Source organism: Flavobacterium panacagri (assembly GCF_030378165.1).
In the GTDB taxonomy this organism is placed as follows: Bacteria; Bacteroidota; Bacteroidia; order Flavobacteriales; family Flavobacteriaceae; genus Flavobacterium; species Flavobacterium panacagri.
Map to the genome: position 1 here is coordinate 1,867,324 of NZ_CP119766.1, position 17,296 is coordinate 1,884,619.

General features: G+C 34.6%; 17 protein-coding genes and 1 riboswitch. Of the genes, 4 read left to right on the forward strand and 13 right to left on the reverse strand.

Going from position 1 to position 17,296, the window contains the following annotated elements:
• Window positions 1-15 precede the first annotated feature (15 nt).
• The 5 genes from thiC to P2W65_RS08450 form a co-directional block, all read right to left on the reverse strand.
• Window positions 16-1,839 carry a phosphomethylpyrimidine synthase ThiC gene (gene thiC, locus P2W65_RS08430; RefSeq protein WP_289664865.1) on the reverse strand — a complete coding sequence of 608 codons (1,824 nt, stop codon included), beginning with the start codon at window positions 1,837-1,839 and terminating at the stop codon, window positions 16-18.
• A 131-nt stretch (window positions 1,840-1,970) separates the two neighbouring features.
• Window positions 1,971-2,177 (reverse strand): sulfur carrier protein ThiS, encoded by a 207-nt coding sequence (gene thiS / locus P2W65_RS08435; RefSeq protein WP_289664868.1) that lies wholly within the window; start codon window positions 2,175-2,177, stop codon window positions 1,971-1,973.
• Between the two features lie 66 nt (window positions 2,178-2,243).
• Window positions 2,244-2,340, reverse strand: a riboswitch (TPP riboswitch).
• A gap of 86 nt (window positions 2,341-2,426) precedes the next feature.
• Window positions 2,427-2,993: a DNA-3-methyladenine glycosylase I gene (locus tag P2W65_RS08440; protein WP_289664869.1), complete on the reverse strand. Its 567-nt coding sequence runs from the start codon at window positions 2,991-2,993 to the stop codon at window positions 2,427-2,429.
• On the reverse strand, window positions 2,994-3,620 hold the full coding sequence (locus P2W65_RS08445; RefSeq protein ID WP_289664871.1) for a hypothetical protein: 627 nt from the start codon (window positions 3,618-3,620) through the stop codon (window positions 2,994-2,996).
• Between the two features lies 1 nt (window position 3,621).
• Window positions 3,622-4,293: a queuosine precursor transporter gene (locus P2W65_RS08450; protein WP_109191766.1), complete on the reverse strand. Its 672-nt coding sequence runs from the start codon at window positions 4,291-4,293 to the stop codon at window positions 3,622-3,624.
• Between the two features lie 171 nt (window positions 4,294-4,464).
• On the opposite strand from P2W65_RS08450, the gene P2W65_RS08455 reads away from it, so the two are divergent.
• A complete protein-coding gene (locus P2W65_RS08455; RefSeq protein ID WP_289664872.1) occupies window positions 4,465-6,519 on the forward strand; it encodes a M3 family metallopeptidase in 2,055 nt (684 codons plus the stop codon).
• Window positions 6,520-6,579: 60 nt separating this feature from the next.
• Here P2W65_RS08455 and tsf read toward each other — a convergent pair whose 3' ends face one another.
• From tsf to P2W65_RS08485, 6 genes are all read right to left on the reverse strand, one after another.
• On the reverse strand, window positions 6,580-7,542 hold the full coding sequence (tsf, locus tag P2W65_RS08460; protein WP_289664873.1) for a translation elongation factor Ts: 963 nt from the start codon (window positions 7,540-7,542) through the stop codon (window positions 6,580-6,582).
• 143 nt (window positions 7,543-7,685) lie between these two features.
• Entirely contained in the window at window positions 7,686-8,456 is a 771-nt protein-coding gene (gene rpsB, locus P2W65_RS08465; protein WP_008466790.1) for a 30S ribosomal protein S2, read from the reverse strand.
• Window positions 8,457-8,632: 176 nt separating this feature from the next.
• Complete coding sequence (rpsI, locus tag P2W65_RS08470; protein WP_026728618.1) at window positions 8,633-9,019, reverse strand: 30S ribosomal protein S9; 387 nt, start codon at window positions 9,017-9,019, stop codon at window positions 8,633-8,635.
• Entirely contained in the window at window positions 9,019-9,474 is a 456-nt protein-coding gene (rplM, locus tag P2W65_RS08475) for a 50S ribosomal protein L13 (RefSeq protein ID WP_179003107.1), read from the reverse strand. Before rplM ends, rpsI begins: the two co-directional genes overlap by 1 nt.
• Window positions 9,475-9,668: 194 nt before the next feature.
• A complete protein-coding gene (locus tag P2W65_RS08480; protein ID WP_289664876.1) occupies window positions 9,669-10,481 on the reverse strand; it encodes a ferritin-like domain-containing protein in 813 nt (270 codons plus the stop codon).
• 25 nt (window positions 10,482-10,506) lie between these two features.
• Window positions 10,507-11,253, reverse strand: a complete 747-nt coding sequence (locus P2W65_RS08485) for a ferritin-like domain-containing protein (RefSeq protein ID WP_289664877.1) — start codon at window positions 11,251-11,253, stop codon at window positions 10,507-10,509.
• A gap of 211 nt (window positions 11,254-11,464) precedes the next feature.
• Here P2W65_RS08485 and P2W65_RS08490 point away from each other — a divergent pair, with 211 nt between their 5' ends.
• The gene (locus P2W65_RS08490; RefSeq protein ID WP_289664878.1) at window positions 11,465-12,490 is read left to right on the forward strand and encodes a LacI family DNA-binding transcriptional regulator; all 1,026 of its coding nucleotides are present in this window, start codon (window positions 11,465-11,467) and stop codon (window positions 12,488-12,490) included.
• 57 nt (window positions 12,491-12,547) lie between these two features.
• Here the strand turns inward: P2W65_RS08490 and P2W65_RS08495 are convergent, their stop codons facing one another.
• On the reverse strand, window positions 12,548-13,057 hold the full coding sequence (locus tag P2W65_RS08495; RefSeq protein WP_289664879.1) for a hypothetical protein: 510 nt from the start codon (window positions 13,055-13,057) through the stop codon (window positions 12,548-12,550).
• A gap of 63 nt (window positions 13,058-13,120) precedes the next feature.
• Window positions 13,121-15,958 (reverse strand): DNA polymerase I, encoded by a 2,838-nt coding sequence (polA, locus tag P2W65_RS08500; protein WP_289664881.1) that lies wholly within the window; start codon window positions 15,956-15,958, stop codon window positions 13,121-13,123.
• A 281-nt stretch (window positions 15,959-16,239) separates the two neighbouring features.
• Between polA and P2W65_RS08505 the strand changes: the two genes are divergently transcribed.
• Complete coding sequence (locus tag P2W65_RS08505) at window positions 16,240-16,437, forward strand: hypothetical protein (protein WP_179003101.1); 198 nt, start codon at window positions 16,240-16,242, stop codon at window positions 16,435-16,437.
• 180 nt (window positions 16,438-16,617) lie between these two features.
• Window positions 16,618-17,292: a response regulator transcription factor gene (locus P2W65_RS08510; RefSeq protein ID WP_289664883.1), complete on the forward strand. Its 675-nt coding sequence runs from the start codon at window positions 16,618-16,620 to the stop codon at window positions 17,290-17,292.
• Window positions 17,293-17,296: the final 4 nt, after the last annotated feature.

Genomic DNA, 17,296 nt, shown 5'->3' on the forward strand with positions numbered 1-17,296 from the left:
CTATTTTCTAAAACTCTAAATATAAATCTCTTTCCCCTGCTCAATAAATTCCTCTGATTTCTCCTGCATTCCTTTTTCTGCGGCAGCGACATCTCTGATTTCCTGAGATATTTTCATAGAACAGAATTTAGGCCCGCACATCGAACAGAAATGCGCTACTTTTGCACCATCTGCAGGAAGCGTTTCATCATGAAATTCTCTTGCAGTATCAGGATCCAAAGCCAAATTAAATTGGTCTTCCCAGCGAAATTCAAAACGGGCTTTACTCAATGCATTATCACGATATTGCGCTCCCGGATGACCTTTTGCCAAGTCGGCAGCATGAGCAGAAATTTTATAGGTGATTACGCCGTCTTTTACATCTTTTTTATTCGGTAAGCCGAGATGTTCTTTTGGCGTTACATAACACAACATCGCACAGCCGTACCAGCCAATCATAGCGGCGCCAATTGCAGAAGTGATATGGTCGTAACCCGGTGCAATATCTGTGGTTAAAGGGCCTAAAGTATAAAATGGCGCTTCATGACAATGTTCTAATTGTTTGTCCATGTTTTCTTTAATCATGTGCATTGGTACATGTCCTGGGCCTTCAATAAAAACTTGAACGTCATGTTTCCAGGCAATTTTAGTTAATTCTCCTAAAGTTTCTAATTCGGCAAATTGAGCAGCGTCATTCGCGTCAGCAATTGAACCTGGACGTAAACCGTCTCCAAGAGAAAAAGCAACATCATACTGTTTCATGATTTCGCAGATTTCCTCAAAATGGGTGTACAAGAAATTTTCTTTATGATGAAACAAACACCATTTTGCCATAATCGATCCGCCTCGAGAAACGATTCCAGTAACGCGATTTGCGGTTAAATGAATGTAACGAAGTAAAACCCCTGCATGAATCGTAAAATACGAAACACCTTGTTCAGCTTGTTCAATTAGAGTATCTCGGAAAATCTCCCAAGTTAGATCTTCGGCAATTCCTTTTACTTTTTCTAAAGCCTGATAAATAGGGACGGTACCGATTGGGACAGGAGAATTTCTAATGATCCATTCTCTGGTTTCATGAATGTTTTTTCCAGTTGATAAATCCATAATCGTGTCGGCTCCCCAACGACAAGCCCAAACGGCTTTTTCAACTTCTTCTTCAATGCTAGAAGTTACAGCGCTATTTCCAATATTGGCATTAATTTTTACCAGAAAATTGCGCCCAACTATCATGGGTTCACTTTCTGGATGGTTGATATTGTTAGGAATAATGGCTCTTCCGCAGGCTACTTCCGAACGAACAAATTCCGGAGTGATTTTGCTTTTTGGTGTATTGGCTCCAAAACTATGACCGCTGTGTTGGCATTGCATTGCTTTGGTTTGTTCATTTAAAAGTTCGATTCTCTGATTTTCACGAATCGCGATATATTCCATTTCAGGAGTAATTATTCCTTGTTTGGCATAATATAATTGTGTGACGTTTGCACCTTTTTTGGCGCGTTTTGGCTGATGCAGATATTCAAATCGTAAATGATTTAGCGTTTCATCTTTTAATCGGCTTTGACCGTAATCTGAAGTTATCTCGCTTAAAATTTCGACATCATTTCGATCAAGAATCCAGCTTTCGCGTAAGCGCGGTAATCCTTTTCGAATATCAATCTCAACATTTGGATCAGTGTAAGGCCCAGAAGTATCATATACAGTTACGGGAGGATTTTTCTCAACGCCTCCGTTTGAAAGTTTAGTATCGCTTAAAGCGATTTCTCGCATAGCTACTTTTATTGGATGAATTTCTCCATCGATATAAACTTTTTTAGAATTTGGAAATGGGGTTCTGGAAATTTGTTCTTCTGTAGTCATAGTATTTTGTTTCAGGTTTGAAGTTTAAAGTTTCAAGTTGATGTGGATTGTGTTTTTCCTGTATGATTTTCCGTAGAGACGCTCAGCAGTGCGTCTACGTCCAGTATATAATTGGAATTTGGGATTTATTTTTAACCTCCCTGTGTGGCAGAAATAATTAGAACTTCATCAGTTTCTTGTACGAAGAATTCGTTCCATTTGGTTTTTGGAACAACGGTGTTGTTAATAGCAACAGCGATTCCGTTTTGTTTTTGCGGAATTTCGAGATCGAGCAATGATTGAACGCTTAGCGATTCAGCATTGAAAAATTTAGTTTGTTGATTGATTTTTAGTTCCATTCCTTTTTGTTTAGTGTAAGTTATACACAATAGGAATGGCTGCAATAACGCACAGAAATGCGTTCAAGAAGTCATCTTACTTTTCCCTACGCTAGTATGAACTAGATCAGGTTCAGAGGGTAAAATCTCAGCCTGCGTGATGCAGACACCCCTAAAGTGTGAAGCAAATGTAATAAAATTTGTTTGAAAGTTTCAGGTTTCAGGTTTCAAGTTTATAAAAAACTGAAAAACGAAACTGAAAATCTGCGACTATTTTCCCTTGCGGATAAAGCAATCTTCCGCGTGATCATTGACCATTCCGGTGGCTTGCATGTGCGCGTAAATAACGGTGGAACCAACAAATTTAAATCCTCTTTTTTTCAAATCTTTGCTGATTTCATCTGAAAGTGGAGTAGTGGCTGGAACTTCTTTTGAGTTTTTTGGATTGTTTATGATAGGTTTTCCATCAGTATATTTCCAAATATAATCGGAAAAACTGCCAAATTCTTCCTGAACCTTCATAAAAGCCTGAGCGTTGGAAACTGCCGCTTTAATTTTTAATTTGTTTCGGATAATGCCAGTATTCTGCATTAATTCTTGGATTTTTTCTTCAGAATATTGAGCTACTTTTTGGTAATCAAAATAATCAAAAGCGGCTCTAAAGTTTTCTCTTTTATTTAAAATCGTAATCCAGCTTAGTCCTGCTTGAAAAGTCTCCAGAATTAAAAACTCAAATAGAGTAGGATCGTCATAAACTGGAACTCCCCATTCTTCATCATGGTATTTTTTGTATAAATCGCTTGAGGTACACCAGCCGCATCTAATCTTATCTTCCATTTATTTCCCAATTTTCCAGTGATAACCTTTTACGCTCGGTATGTAAGCTTTTGTCCCTACGATTATTAAATCGGTATAGATTTTCTTTTTGTATTTGATTCCGATTGCTTGTCCGGAAGTATATATTTTATTCGCCTCAAACTTGAATTTAATTTTCGCATCATTAAATTTTGCATCCGAAATCTTTTCGATAAACCAAGTCGATTTCCATTTTACTTCAATTTCATCTTCTGCGGTTTTGGTAATGCTTTTTATTAATTTAATTCCGTCAGCAGGAATATTGTGGTTTTCAATGAGTTCTTTTTGTGTTATAGTCTCTCCTGTTTTACAGTCGGCTATAAACTTCTTAAAAGCGGTAATTCCTAAAAACTTTTCATTTTCAGCTTCTGCATTTACTGCAATGCTATCAGCTAAAGGTTTTACATTCTCAGAAGTTGCTTCCGTTGTTGTGATTTTGTCTACAATGGATTGTTTATACTCATTTACAGTTTCAACAGTGCTTTCCGAAATAGTTTCTATTTTATTCGTAATCTTATCGGTAACTTCTAGTAGTTGTTTTTTAACATCTTTAGAGCAACTTACAAAACTTAACAGCATGATTAATAGTAATATTTTGTAATGCTTCATTCTATTGTTCCTGATTTTTATGGTGCTTATCGTTTTCCAAATACTTTTTAATTAAGTGATGTCCCAAGTAAATGGCGGGAGTTAATAAAATGGCAATGGCTAATTTGAAAGTGTAGCCAATTAATCCTGAAGAAATAAAAGTGTCAAAATCAATTTTTCCGGGAAGCCAAAAAGCAATTCCAAGAACAATAAACGAATCAAATAATTGTGAAATTACTGTAGAACCTGTAGCTCTCAGCCATATTTTCTTTTCTCCTGTTCTGTTTTTGAAAAACCAGAAAATCCAGACGTCAATTAGTTGCGAGGCCATAAAGGCAATTAAACTTCCGACAATAATCCACATACTCTGTCCAAAAACAGCTTGAAATTGATCGTCATTGACAGGACTGATTCCTTTTGCGGCCGGAATAGTAATGGCCATAAATAGAATCAGAAAAGCATAGGCAATTAAACAGGCCGTGATAAAAGAAAGTTTTTTTACTCCTTTTTCGCCGAAATATTCATTAATTAAATCGGTTGTCAGAAAAACGATCGGCCAAGGGAGAATTCCTATACTCATTACAAAAGGCCCAACCTGAATTAATTTTCCTCCAATAAGCTCTGCTACAACAGCATTCGTGATAAATATTCCTGCAAGAATTACAAAAACAATCTCTTTTCTGGTTTTAAACATGTTGTTTTGGTTATGAAGTTTCAAATTTAAGCTATTTTTTAAAACCTGATATTAGTAAATTTTTAAAATAACATCCATTTGAAGTTTGATTCTGATTGGTTACTTTTGAGATTCTGACACTTCTTAATTTTAAGAAAAGTGCAAGGAAGAACTTTATAAAATGATTTGATTATGGAAAAAGAAACTAATCCGTTACTTCAGGAATGGTCAGGGCCTTATGGAGGCGTGCCGGATTTTACAAAATATAAAATTGCTGATTTTAAGCCAGCCATTGAATTTGCTATTCAGGAAAAATTGGAAGAAATTGATTCTATTGCAAACAATTTAGAAAAACCGACTTTTGATAATACAGTGAAAGCTTTAGAGCTTTCAGGAGAAAAACTGGATCGCATTCATGCGGTTTATGGAATTTATAGATCTAATTTAAGCAGTCCGGAATTTAATGTAGTCGATACGGAAATGTCTCCAAAATTGGCTGAGATTAGCGATAAACTCTATCAAAATGAGAAACTGTTTTTAAGGATAGAAGAATTGTATAAATCAGAAGAAAGTAAAAACTTGGATTCTGAACAACAGCGTTTGCTTTGGTTGTATTACACTGATTTTGTTAGAGAAGGAGCAGAGTTGAATAAAGAAGATAAATCAGAAGTAGCAAAAATTAATCAGGAACTTGCCGGACTTTTTACGCTTTTCAGTCAAGAACTACTGGCAGAAGAAAATGATCAGTATTTGGAACTGCATTCAGAAAGTGATTTGGAAGGACTTCCTGAAGAATTTAAAAATGCGGCAATTGCCGAAGCAAAGGAAAGGAAATTGAATGTTTTGGCTTGTATCGGAAACACCAGATCTTCCATTGAACCTTTTTTGACTTTTTCTAATCAAAGAAATTTAAGAGAAAAAGCGTTTGATATTTTTGTGAAAAGAGGTGATAATGATAATTCAAATAATACAAATGAAACTCTTGTTTCAATTTTAGAGTTAAGAGCCAAGAAAGCAAAAATATTAGGGTTCAAGAATTTTGCTGAGTGGAGTTTGTCTAATAAAATGGCAAAAGATCCTCAGAAAACATTGGATTTAATGCATTCGGTTTGGAAACCAGCTGTCGAAAAAGTAAAAAACGATGTTTCGGCTATGCAGGAATTGGTGAATAAAGAAGGCGGGAATTTTAAAATTCAACCTTGGGATTATCGCTATTATGCCGAGAAAGTCCGTAAAGCAAAATATGATTTAGATCAAAACGAAATTAAGCAATATCTGCAGTTAGAGAATTTGCGTGAAGGAATGTTTTGGACAGCAGGAGAGTTGTTTGATCTTGGTTTTAAACAATTATTTGATGTTCCTGTTTATCATTCAGATGTTCGAGTTTGGGAGGTCAATCATAAAAATACGGGAGAAGTTGTAGGTTTGTGGTATTTTGATCCTTACGCGCGAGTAGGTAAGCGATCGGGAGCCTGGATGAACTCTCATAGAGATCAGCAGAAAATAAGCGGAAAAGTGCTTCCGATTGTTTCTAATAATTGCAATTTCATAAAAGGAAATGCCACCGATCCAGTTTTAATTTCCTGGGATGATGCAACAACTTTGTTTCATGAATTTGGTCACGCTTTACATGGATTGTGTTCTAATGTGACGTATCCGAGTTTATCAGGAACTTCGGTTGCAAGAGATTATGTAGAATTTCCTTCGCAATTGTTAGAACATTGGCTGGCAACTCCAGAAGTGTTGAATAAGTTTGCACTGCATTATAAAACTAATGAACCTTTATCACAATCATTAGTAGATCGAATAGGACAAGCGGCTAATTTTAATGAAGGTTTTGCAACTGTAGAAACGATTTCAAGTTCGTTTGTAGATATGATGTTGCATTTAACTACAGAAAAAGTGAATCCGCATCAATTTGAAAAGCAGATTTTGGCAGCAATTAATATGCCGTCAGAAATTGTAATGCGACATAGAATTCCACAGTTTGCCCATATTTTTTCAAGTGACGGATATGCAGCAGGATACTATAGTTATTTATGGGCCGATGTAATCAATGCCGATGCTTATGAAGCATTTTTAGAAGGAAAAGGGCCTTTTGATAAAGAAGTCTCCAAACGCCTTTATGATATTGTTCTAAGCGCAGGAAATACGGTAGATAATGAAAAAATGTATGAAGATTTTAGAGGACATGCTCCAAAATCTGATGCTTTGATGCGTGCCAGAAATTTTCCAGTTGAAAATTAATCAATATAAAAAAGCCCGAATAACTAAATATTCGGGCTTTTTAAATATTGAAATAATATATTAACCTAAAGTAACTCTTTTGAAACCTGTGATTTCAACGTTGAATCCTTTTACGTAATCACCAACTTTTTTACTGTCATCTTTGATGAAGTTTTGATCAAGTAAAGCTTTTTCTTGATCTAAAGAAGTGTTGTCAGAAATGAAACGTTGAACTTTTCCTGGAAGGATTTTGTCCCAGATTTGCTCTGGTTTACCTTCAGCTTTTAATTCAGTTTTAGCATCTTCTTCTGCTTGTTTGATAACTTCAGGAGTTAATTGAGAGAAAGAGATGTATTTAGGAACATTTTTTAAAGTTTTTCCTAAACGTTTTGCTTCTTCATTGTCTTTTTCAATTACAGCAATACGAGCAGCAAGTTCAGATTCAACGAAAGCAGGATCAAAATCTTTGTAAGATAATGTGTCAGCTCCCATAGAAGCAACTTGCATAGAGATGTCTTTTGTTAAAGCTTCAGCGTTAGCAACTGGAGCAGAAATTGCAGTTAAAGCAGCAATTTTGTTAACGTGAACATAAGATCCAACGAAAGCACCTTCTAAAATTTCAAAACCACCGATTTCGATTTTTTCACCGATAACACCAGTTTGCTCGATTAATTTCTCAGCAACAGTGATTCCGTTGAAATCAGAAGCTAATAATTCTTCTTTAGTAGAGAAGTTGATCGCTTTTTCAACTAAATCTTTAGCTAAAGTTACGAAAGCTTCGTTTTTACCTACGAAGTCAGTTTCGCAGTTTAAAGTAAGGATAGCTCCTTTAGTGTTGTCTGCATTGATAAAAGAAACAGCAGCTCCTTCAGAAGACTCACGGTCAGAACGGTTAGCAGCAACTTTTTGTCCTTTTTCTCTAAGGATTTGTATCGCTTTATCGAAATCTCCTTCAGCTTCAACTAAAGCTTTTTTACAGTCCATCATTCCGGCACCTGTAGATTGTCTTAATTTATTTACGTCTGCAGCAGTAATTGTTGCCATAATATTTTAAGTTTTAATATGTTTTTAAAAGTAAAAAATTCCAGCTTTTAAATCCCAAACTCCAATTTTAATAAATTATCAACATAACGTTTTTAATTTTGTCTTGGATTTTGGAATTTAAAATTTGGAATTTAAAATTTGATTTATTCTTCAGTTTCAGTTGCAGGAGCAGCTTCAGCCTCAACAGCAGGAGCTTCTTCAGCAGCTTCAACTTCTTTTTCAGCACCTCTGTCAGAAAGACCTTCGATTACTGCAGTAGTCACTAAAGATAAAATTTTGTCAATTGATTTAGAAGCATCATCATTTGCAGGAATCACGTAATCAACCTCTCTTGGGTCAGAATTCGTATCAACCATTGCGAAAACTGGAATGTTTAATTTTTGAGCTTCTTTTATTGCGATGTGTTCAGCTTTGATATCTACTACGAACAATGCTGCAGGTAGTCTAGACATATCAGCAATTGAACCTAAGTTTTTCTCTAATTTAGCACGTAGACGATCAACTTGTAAACGCTCTTTTTTAGATAAAGTGTTGAAAGTACCATCTTTCTTCATTTTATCGATAGAAGACATTTTTTTAACTGCCTTTCTAATAGTTACGAAGTTAGTCAACATACCACCTGGCCATCTTTCAGTGATGTAAGGCATGTTTGCAGCTTTTGCTTTATCAGCAACGATGTCTTTTGCTTGTTTTTTGGTAGCTACGAATAAAATTTTTCTACCTGATGCAGCGATTTTTTTCAAAGCTTCGTTAGCTTCTTCAATTTTAGCTGCAGTTTTATATAGATTGATAATGTGAATACCATTACGCTCCATATAAATGTAAGGAGCCATGTTTGGATCCCATTTTCTAGTCATGTGTCCGAAGTGAACACCTGCTTCTAGTAATTCTTTTACTTCTATTTTGTTTGCCATTTTTGTACTAGTTTACGTTCTGTTGATTAGCAATGTATAAATGGCGATTTCTCTGGCTTTATACATTTAGATGCTAAACTATATCCTACCTCGATAGGAGAGCAACAATAACTGTGTTTTTTAATTTCAATAAATAATTGATAATGTCTTGTCCCATCTGAACAAGACAGGTAATATTAACGTTTAGAGAATTGGAATCTCTTACGAGCTTTCTTCTGACCGAATTTCTTACGTTCAACCATTCTTGGGTCTCTTGTTAATAAACCTTCTGGTTTAAGGATAGCTCTGTTTTCAGCGTTAACTTCACACATTACGCGTGCTAATGCCATTCTTACAGCTTCTGCTTGACCAGTTGTACCACCTCCGTAAACGTTTACTTTTACGTCAAAGTTACCAGCATTTTCTGTCATAGAAAGCGGTTGTAAAACTTTGTACTGTAAAGTTGCAGTTGGAAAGTAAGTTGCGAATTCTTTTTTGTTTACAGTGATGTTTCCAGTTCCTTCAGAAACGTATACACGTGCAACAGCGGTTTTTCTTCTACCGATTTTGTGAATAACTCCCATTACTTAAGATCATTTAGGTTAACAGTTCTAGGTTTTTGAGCTCCGTGTTTGTGCTCAGCTCCTACAACAACATTTAGATTTCTAAAAAGTTCAGCACCTAATTTGTTTTTAGGTAACATACCTTTTACAGCTTTTTCTACTAATGCAGCTGGATTTTTAGCTTGCAATACTTTAGCAGTTAAAGTTCTTTGTCCTCCTGGGTAACCTGTATGACGCATGTAAATTTTGTCATTCATTTTTGTACCTGTAAGGTTAATTTTCTCTGAGTTGATAACAATTACGTTATCTCCACAGTCAACGTGCGGTGTGTAACTTGGCTTGTACTTACCTCTTAAGATCATTGCAACTTTAGAAGCAAGACGTCCTAAGTTATGACCTTCAGCGTCAACAACAATCCACTCTTTAGTTACAGTGGCTTTGTTTGCTGAAACTGTTTTGTAGCTTAATGCGTCCATAATATTATTTTAATTAAACATTCCATCCCCAATAAAGGGGATGCAAAAGTACAATTAATTATTTTAAAACCAAATACCTGAAAGAATATTTTATCTGCTGAAAATCAGGGGTTCAGTTTTTGGATTAATTAGGGAATAAAAAAACCGTCTCTACAATAAAGCAAAGACGGTTAAATATTTAAAAGAAAAAACTATTATACAATAAATATATTAGCTATATCAACTACTTGTTGGGTTGTAAGTGGTTCATCATAAGCTTCTGAGCCTGCTGCTGCGCCAAAAGCGGTAGCTGTATTGAATCCCGCCTGCATTGTTACACCTTCACCATCATAAACTGCTTGTGTTGCCGCTGGCATACCGGCACCTCGTTCTGAATTAGAAATCCAACCTTTTAAACCTCTAAGTCTTCTAACTTCAGATGCATGACGAGCTTCAACAGAATGGATTTGTAATGCAGCAGTTAATAAATCGGGTGTGGTAATGAGATTTGCAGCTTGTCCTTTATAGGCTCGAACTCCAGTATCTTCAAAAGCTTGCGCAAGAGCTAGAAAGGTTGGATAATCTCCAAAAGGATTAAATGCCCCTCCAACTGTAAAATCAAAAGTTGGTTTTGGAACAAAGTTAGCACTTGCTGTTCCGCCCAATCCTGCAATTAAGAATTTTACATGGTCAGATTCGTGTGCTGCTATTTGTTGAAAAACTTTTAAGTCTCTCCCGCCATTTTCAGAAGCAGGAATTACCCCAGAATCCAATGCCATAGCATAAAATTCGTTTTCAAGATATTCTAAAGTTAAGGCAAACTGAAGTGCTCCGATTGGAGTTGCAGGTGTTGCTGTTATGTCTTTAGCAAAAGCTTTATTTGCAAGAGCAGACAAACCGAATGGGATTGATGCCAAAGCTAAATTTTTTCCGATATTTCCAAACTGAGAAAAACTGTCTCTGCGAGAACCAGTGCTATTTATTAAATTGTCATCAGTAAAGGATTCTATAAATTTTAAAATGTTCATAATTTCTAAGTTTTAGCGGTTAAGATTAAGGCAAGTATTTAGCAGTGAATTTTGTAGTAATAAAATTGGCTGCAATTGGCAGTATTTTAGATGGGTCTTTTGCATCGTCTAAACCTGTTGACATATTTACAATATCATCTCCGGCAAAATCTTTAGAATTCGGATTAATTAAACTTCTTATGGCTGATGCATGTCTGGCTTCAACAGAAACAATTTTTCCTGCCAATAATAGATAGTCTGCAGTTTTAATTAATTTACCTGCGCCATTATAAGCAGCAACGCCTGTGTCTTCCAATGCTTTCGCTGTAGCTAAAACTTCTGTACGGCTGTTAAAATTTAAAGAGCCGTAATTAAAGGCTAAAGTAGGAAGTAATTGTGAACTAGGATCGGGAAGTGCTCCAGTTAAAGCTGCTTTAAAAAAATCTCTATGAACAACTTCATGATGGTATAAATCGGTTAGAACTTCACGTTCAATAGAATTAAATACAGTATTAAAACTGCTGGCGTTAACAACTTTAGTGTAAAAGTCGGCTTCTAATTGTTCGAGAGCATAAGCGTAAGTTAATACACCAAAATCTCCTGAGCCCAAATCGAAAACACCATTTCTTACTCCGGGTAAGGAAGTGTCTTCCATATTATTGTTATCATCATTGTCGCTGCATCCAGCTAGAACCAAACCAGTGGTTACTAATGTTAATCCGCTAAGCTTAAGAAAGCTCCTTCTGCTATTCAGTGAAGGGTCAACTTCATGAATTTTAACTTCGTTTTTCATAATCAAGTTTTTTATTAGGTTAACAACATTGGTTTTTTAGTTCATAGGTATTTAGTTATTAACGAAATTTTAGGATATGCGGTTTCAGAAAAATCATTCTTTTTTAGAATTATTTCGAAAAGATGGCATAATTTGAAATACTGATAGTTGTTTTTTGTTTTATTTTCGGTAATTCTACTATATTTGTATTAATTACTTAAACTTTTAATGGATGAAAGCTAAAGCAACTCTAAAACAAATTGCGAAAGAACTTGGTGTTTCTGTTTCGACTGTATCTAAAGCATTGAATGACAGTCCGGAAATTAGCGAACAAACGAAGGTGAAGATTAAGGAGTATGCCAAACTCAAAAATTATAAGCCAAATGTTATTGGTCTGAATTTAAAGAATCGTAAAACCAAAACGATTGGAGTGATTATACCTAATATCTTAAACTCTTTCTTTGCGAAAGTTTTTAGTGGTATCGAAAAAGTTGCCGATAAAAAAGGATATAATGTAATTACTTGTATTTCTAATGAATCTCTTGAGAAAGAAGTTCATACATTAGAAATGCTGAGCAATGGAACTATCGACGGATTTATTTTGTCGGTTTCTCAAGAAGCTCAAAAACTTCAAGACTACAATCACTTTTCTGAAATCATAAATGACGGAACACCAATCGTAATGTTTGATCGTATTGCTGATGAAGTAGATTGTGATAAAGTTGTGGTAGATGATTATGATTCTGCTATTAATTCGACACAGCATTTAATTAATCTAGGATGTAAAAATATCGCTCTGATTTCTTCTGTAGATAATATTAGTGTTGGAAAACTAAGAACAGAAGGATATTTGAAAGCTTTGAAAGACAATAATATTCCAGTTAATGAAAAAATTATTCTTCGTACCGATTCTGAAGAAGATATGAAAGCTAAAATCGAAGGTATTTTTGATCATAAAATCGATGGAATTTTTGCTTTGGATGAAAATGATTCGGTTGCAGCATTAAGAGTGAGTTTGAAAAAAGGATATAGAGTTCCGGAAGACATTTCAATTATTGGTTTTGCTGACGGAATTTTAGCTTCCAGACGTTTATCGCCTAGTTTAACAACTGTAAGTCAGCATGGAGTTGAAATTGGAGAAGTAGCGGCTAAAAGATTAATCGAAAGATTAGAAGAACCGGAAGGAACAATTTCTGAATACGAAACAATTGTGATCAAGACAAAGTTGAAAGAACGAGAATCGACTAGAAAAGTGTAATAAAGAAAAACCATCAGCTGAAACTGATGGTTTTTTTTGAAATTACTATTTAGACTCTTAGTTTTTTCCATCAAACATAAGTGAATCTCCATAATCATTATTGCATCTTTTGAAAATTTCTTTTGGTAATCCGTTTTTAAAACTGATTTTAGAAATAATCTTTTTATCGCATTCAGGACTTTTGTTTTCAAATATTAAAATTCCATTCTCAATTTTTTTTGGCAAATTACTTTCAGTTATTGTGTAATAGTTTCCTAAATATTGATTTTTAGCATTAAATACTAATATTCTGCTTGTACTTCTATATGACATGCCCCACGTCCAAATGTAATTCATGATTTTGTACGTTCTTCCTTTGTTTGTTTTTAAAATTCCTAAATAGGTTAAGGAAGTTTCCGTTCCGCCCTTATCGTTCCATTTTCCGAAAATAAATTCTTTACCCACAACATTTTTACGAAGAACTTCCAATCTGATATTTTCATTATTTACTTGGGCATATCCTAATTCGCCAACTCCCGTTATAATTAAAATAAAAAATATCTTAATTAAGATTGTTCTCTTTGTCATTAAAAGGTGCAGTTTAGTTTATTTTAAAAATCTAAAATCAACAATCTGAAATCTAAAATTCTATTAATGCGCTTCCAACCAGTCTTTTCCTATTCCAAGTTCAACTTCCAACGGAACAGACATTTTAAATGCATTTTCCATTTCGTGTTTAATCATTGGTTGGATTTTTTCGAGTTCATCGTTGTGAACATCGAACACAAGCTCATCATGTACCTGAAGTAACATTTTAGATTTCCAGTTTTCGTCACGAAGTTTTTTGTGGATATTAATCATAGCAATTTTAATCACATCGGCAGCACTTCCTTGGATTGGTGCGTTTACAGCATTTCGTTCAGCGGCACTTCTTACTACGGCATTTGCAGAATTAATATCTTTTAAATAGCGACGGCGTCCTAAAATAGTTTGTACATAACCTTTTTCGCGTGCAAATTCAACTTGTTCAGAAATATATGATTTAAGACGTGGATAAGTTTTGTAATAAGCATCAATCAAAGCAGCACTTTCGCTTCTGGATAATGAAGTCTGATTGCTTAATCCAAAAGCAGAAACACCGTAGATGATTCCGAAGTTTACCGTTTTAGCGTTGCTTCTTTGTTCGCGTGAAACTTCTTCTAAAGCTACGTTAAAAACTTTAGCAGCAGTTGCTTTATGAATGTCTTCACCGTCTTGGAAAGCTTTTATCATATTTTCTTCACCACTCAAAGCGGCAATAATTCGTAATTCAATCTGAGAATAATCGGCAGAGATTAAAGTGTAATTTTCATCGCGTGCCACAAAAGCTTTACGAATTTGACGACCTCTTTCAGTACGAATTGGAATATTTTGCAAGTTTGGATTATTAGAACTCAAACGTCCTGTTGCAGCAACTGTCTGCATATAATCGGTATGAACGCGTTGTGTCTTTTTGTCAACTTGTTCTGGTAAAGCTAAAATATAAGTGCTTTGTAGTTTTACCATTTGACGCCAATCCAAAATTTGTTTTACGATTGGGTTATCGTTTGCTAAATACGTTAAAACTTCTTCGCCTGTTGCGTATTGTCCTGTCTTGGTTTTCTTTTGTTTAGCGCCACCAATTTTCATTTTGTCAAATAAAATATCTCCTAATTGTTTCGGAGAAGCCAAATTGAATTTCTCGCCGGCAGTTTCATAGATTTGTTCTTCAAGAGATTTGATTTCAACGTCCATCTCTTTAGACATTTCTTTTAAGAAATCAACATCCAAACGAATTCCTTCGGTTTCCATGGCAGCTAAAACACTGACTAACGGAATTTCGATTTCGTCAAACAACTTTTTAGTCTCTGTTTTATCTAATTCAGTTGTGAAGATTTCTTTTAACTGTAAAGTAATATCAGCATCTTCTGCGGCATATTCTTTAATATCTTCTAAAGGAACATCACGCATCGAAAGCTGATTTTTTCCTTTTTTACCAATTAAAGTTTCAATAGATTTTGGAGAATACTTTAAATAGGTTTCTGCCAAAATATCCATATTATGACGCATATCCGGATTGATCAGATAATGCGCGATCATCGTGTCGAAAAGTTTTCCTTTTACAGTTACGCCATAATTAGAAAGAATTTTTAAATCGTATTTTAAATTCTGACCTATTTTCTCAATGTTTTCATTTTCAAAAAACGGAACAAATTTCTCAATCAAAGCTTTTGCTTTTTCTTGATTTTCTGGAAACGGAACATAAAATGCTTTTCCTTTTTCATAAGAAAACGACATTCCAACCAATTCTGCATGTAAAGCATCAATTCCTGTAGTTTCGGTATCAAAACAAACTGAAGTCTGTTTTTCTAAATTCTGCAAAAGCAGTTTTACACCCAAATCACCTTGAACGGTCTGGTAAGAATGTGGAGTATCTTCTAAAGTATTGTAGAATGAGGTTCTTGGAGCATCTGCATGATCTTCTGTTAAAGTGCTTCCAAAAAGATCAAATTGGTCTTCGTTTTTAGGCTGTGGTTTTTTATACAATTTAGCATCAGAAACTGGAGTTGCAGTCTGCGTTCCATCTGTTTTAAACAAATTATCAAACTGTTCCGCCATTCTTCTGAATTCTAATTCTTGAAAAATAGCATCTGTTTTTTCGATATCTGGACGAGAAAGCTCGTAATCATCTTCATTAAAAGTAACATTGCAATCTGTAATAATCGCAGCCAATTTTTTAGAAAGAATTCCTTTTTCCTTATTGGCTTCAATGTTTTCTTTCATTTTACCTTTCAGCTTATCTGTATTTGCCAAAAGGTTTTCCATGGTTCCAAATTCTTTCAGGAATTTTTTAGCAGTCACTTCACCAACTCCAGGAAGTCCCGGAATATTATCGACAGCATCACCCATCATTCCGAGAAAATCAATTACTTGTTCCGGTCTTTCGATTTCAAATTTTGCCAAAACTTCAGGAACTCCCCAGATTTCGATTCCGTTACCCATACGGGCTGGTTTATACATAAAAATGTTCTCGGAAACTAATTGTGCAAAATCCTTATCTGGAGTTACCATAAAAACTTTGTAATTCTGTTTTTCGGCTTGTTTGGCGATTGTTCCAATTAAGTCGTCAGCTTCACAGCCTTCTACTTCAATAATCGGAATGTGCATCGCTTTTAGTAATTCCTGAATATAAGGAACGGCAATTTTTATAGCTTCTGGCGTTTCATCGCGATTGGCTTTATATTCAACGAACATTTCGGTTCTTACATGACTTCCGCCTTTATCAAAAGCAACAGCCAAATGATCTGGTTTTTCTCTTTTAATAACATCCAAAAGTGAGTTCATAAAACCCATAATTGCAGATGTATCCATCCCTTTTGAGTTGATTCTCGGGTTTTTAATAAAGGCATAATAACCACGAAAAATTAGTGCATAAGCATCTAGAAGAAAAAGGCGTTTTTGAGTCGACATATTAAAAATATTAGTCTGTAAAAATAAACAATTGGGTTTTAAAAACAGATTTGTTCCTAAAATTAATTTGGTATCATGATTCTGTAGAGACGCACTGCAGTGCGTCTAGCTTGTCATCATTAAATTAAATGAACTTGTATAACTTATATGGTAGAAAAACAGCGAAGAGTTAATATCAAGTTAAAATGGTTAGTAATAGTCTTTTCTTCATGTTTTCTTCATTTTCTGAGGGTAATTTCGAACTGTAAAATAAAAGTTATTCATTTAAATACTTAGAAATCATGAGAAATTTATTAATGTTACTCGTAGCGGTTTTAGGAACAAGTGTTATGGTTCACGCTTTCCCAGCAAAAACAGGAAAAGAAACTCCTGCAAAAGAAGTAAAAGCAACAAAACATCGTAAACACAAAACGGATAAAAAAGCAAAATCAGAAAAAAGTGAAGCTCCAAAAACAGAAACTGCACCAATGAAAAAATAAGATACTTTTTGTTTTGTTTTCGAATGATTGTAAGGAAACAAAACAGGAAGGATAATTATGAAGAATGCAGATGGTAAAAGCTGATGAAGAAATTTATCAGCTTTTTGCGTTAATGTTTTTACAAAGCAGACTTTTCTTCTTTTTAAATGATTAATTTTAATTACGCTTAAGTATATTTTTATGAATATTTTGATTGTTGAAGATAATCGAGAACTTGCAGTAGAAGTTTATGATTTTTTGTGTAATGTGGGTTATATCTGCAAGATTACCCATACGTGTGCCGATGCTTTAGAAGAATTTGCCAGTAACGATTATGATGCAATGCTTTTGGATTTAGGTCTCCCAGATGGCGATGGTTTTGAGGTGCTGCAAACCGTTAGAAAAACAAAATCAAAAATGGCAGTTATTGTCTTAACAGCAAGAGGTGAACTAGATGACAGAATTAACGGTTTACATCTTGGAGCCGATGATTATTTGACTAAACCTTTTGCCTTGACAGAACTTAGTGCAAGATTATTTGCTGTGATTAGAAGAATTCACGGATTTACTTTAAATAATCTTACCATTCACGGTTTTGTTCTACAACTTCAGGATTATAAAGTGAGTTTCAATGATAATCCAATCAATTTGACTAAAAAGGAATTTGATATTTTTCAATATTTAGTTTTAAACAAAAATCGGGTAATAACACGTTTACAGCTTACAGAACATATTTGGGGAGATATTCTGGAAGTCAATTCCGATTCTAATTTTATTGATGTTCATGTTCGAAATCTCCGAAAAAAATTAGATAAACACGCGTCAATCGATTGGTTTGAAACGGTTCGAAATGTAGGTTATCGTATAAACGAATAAAGTA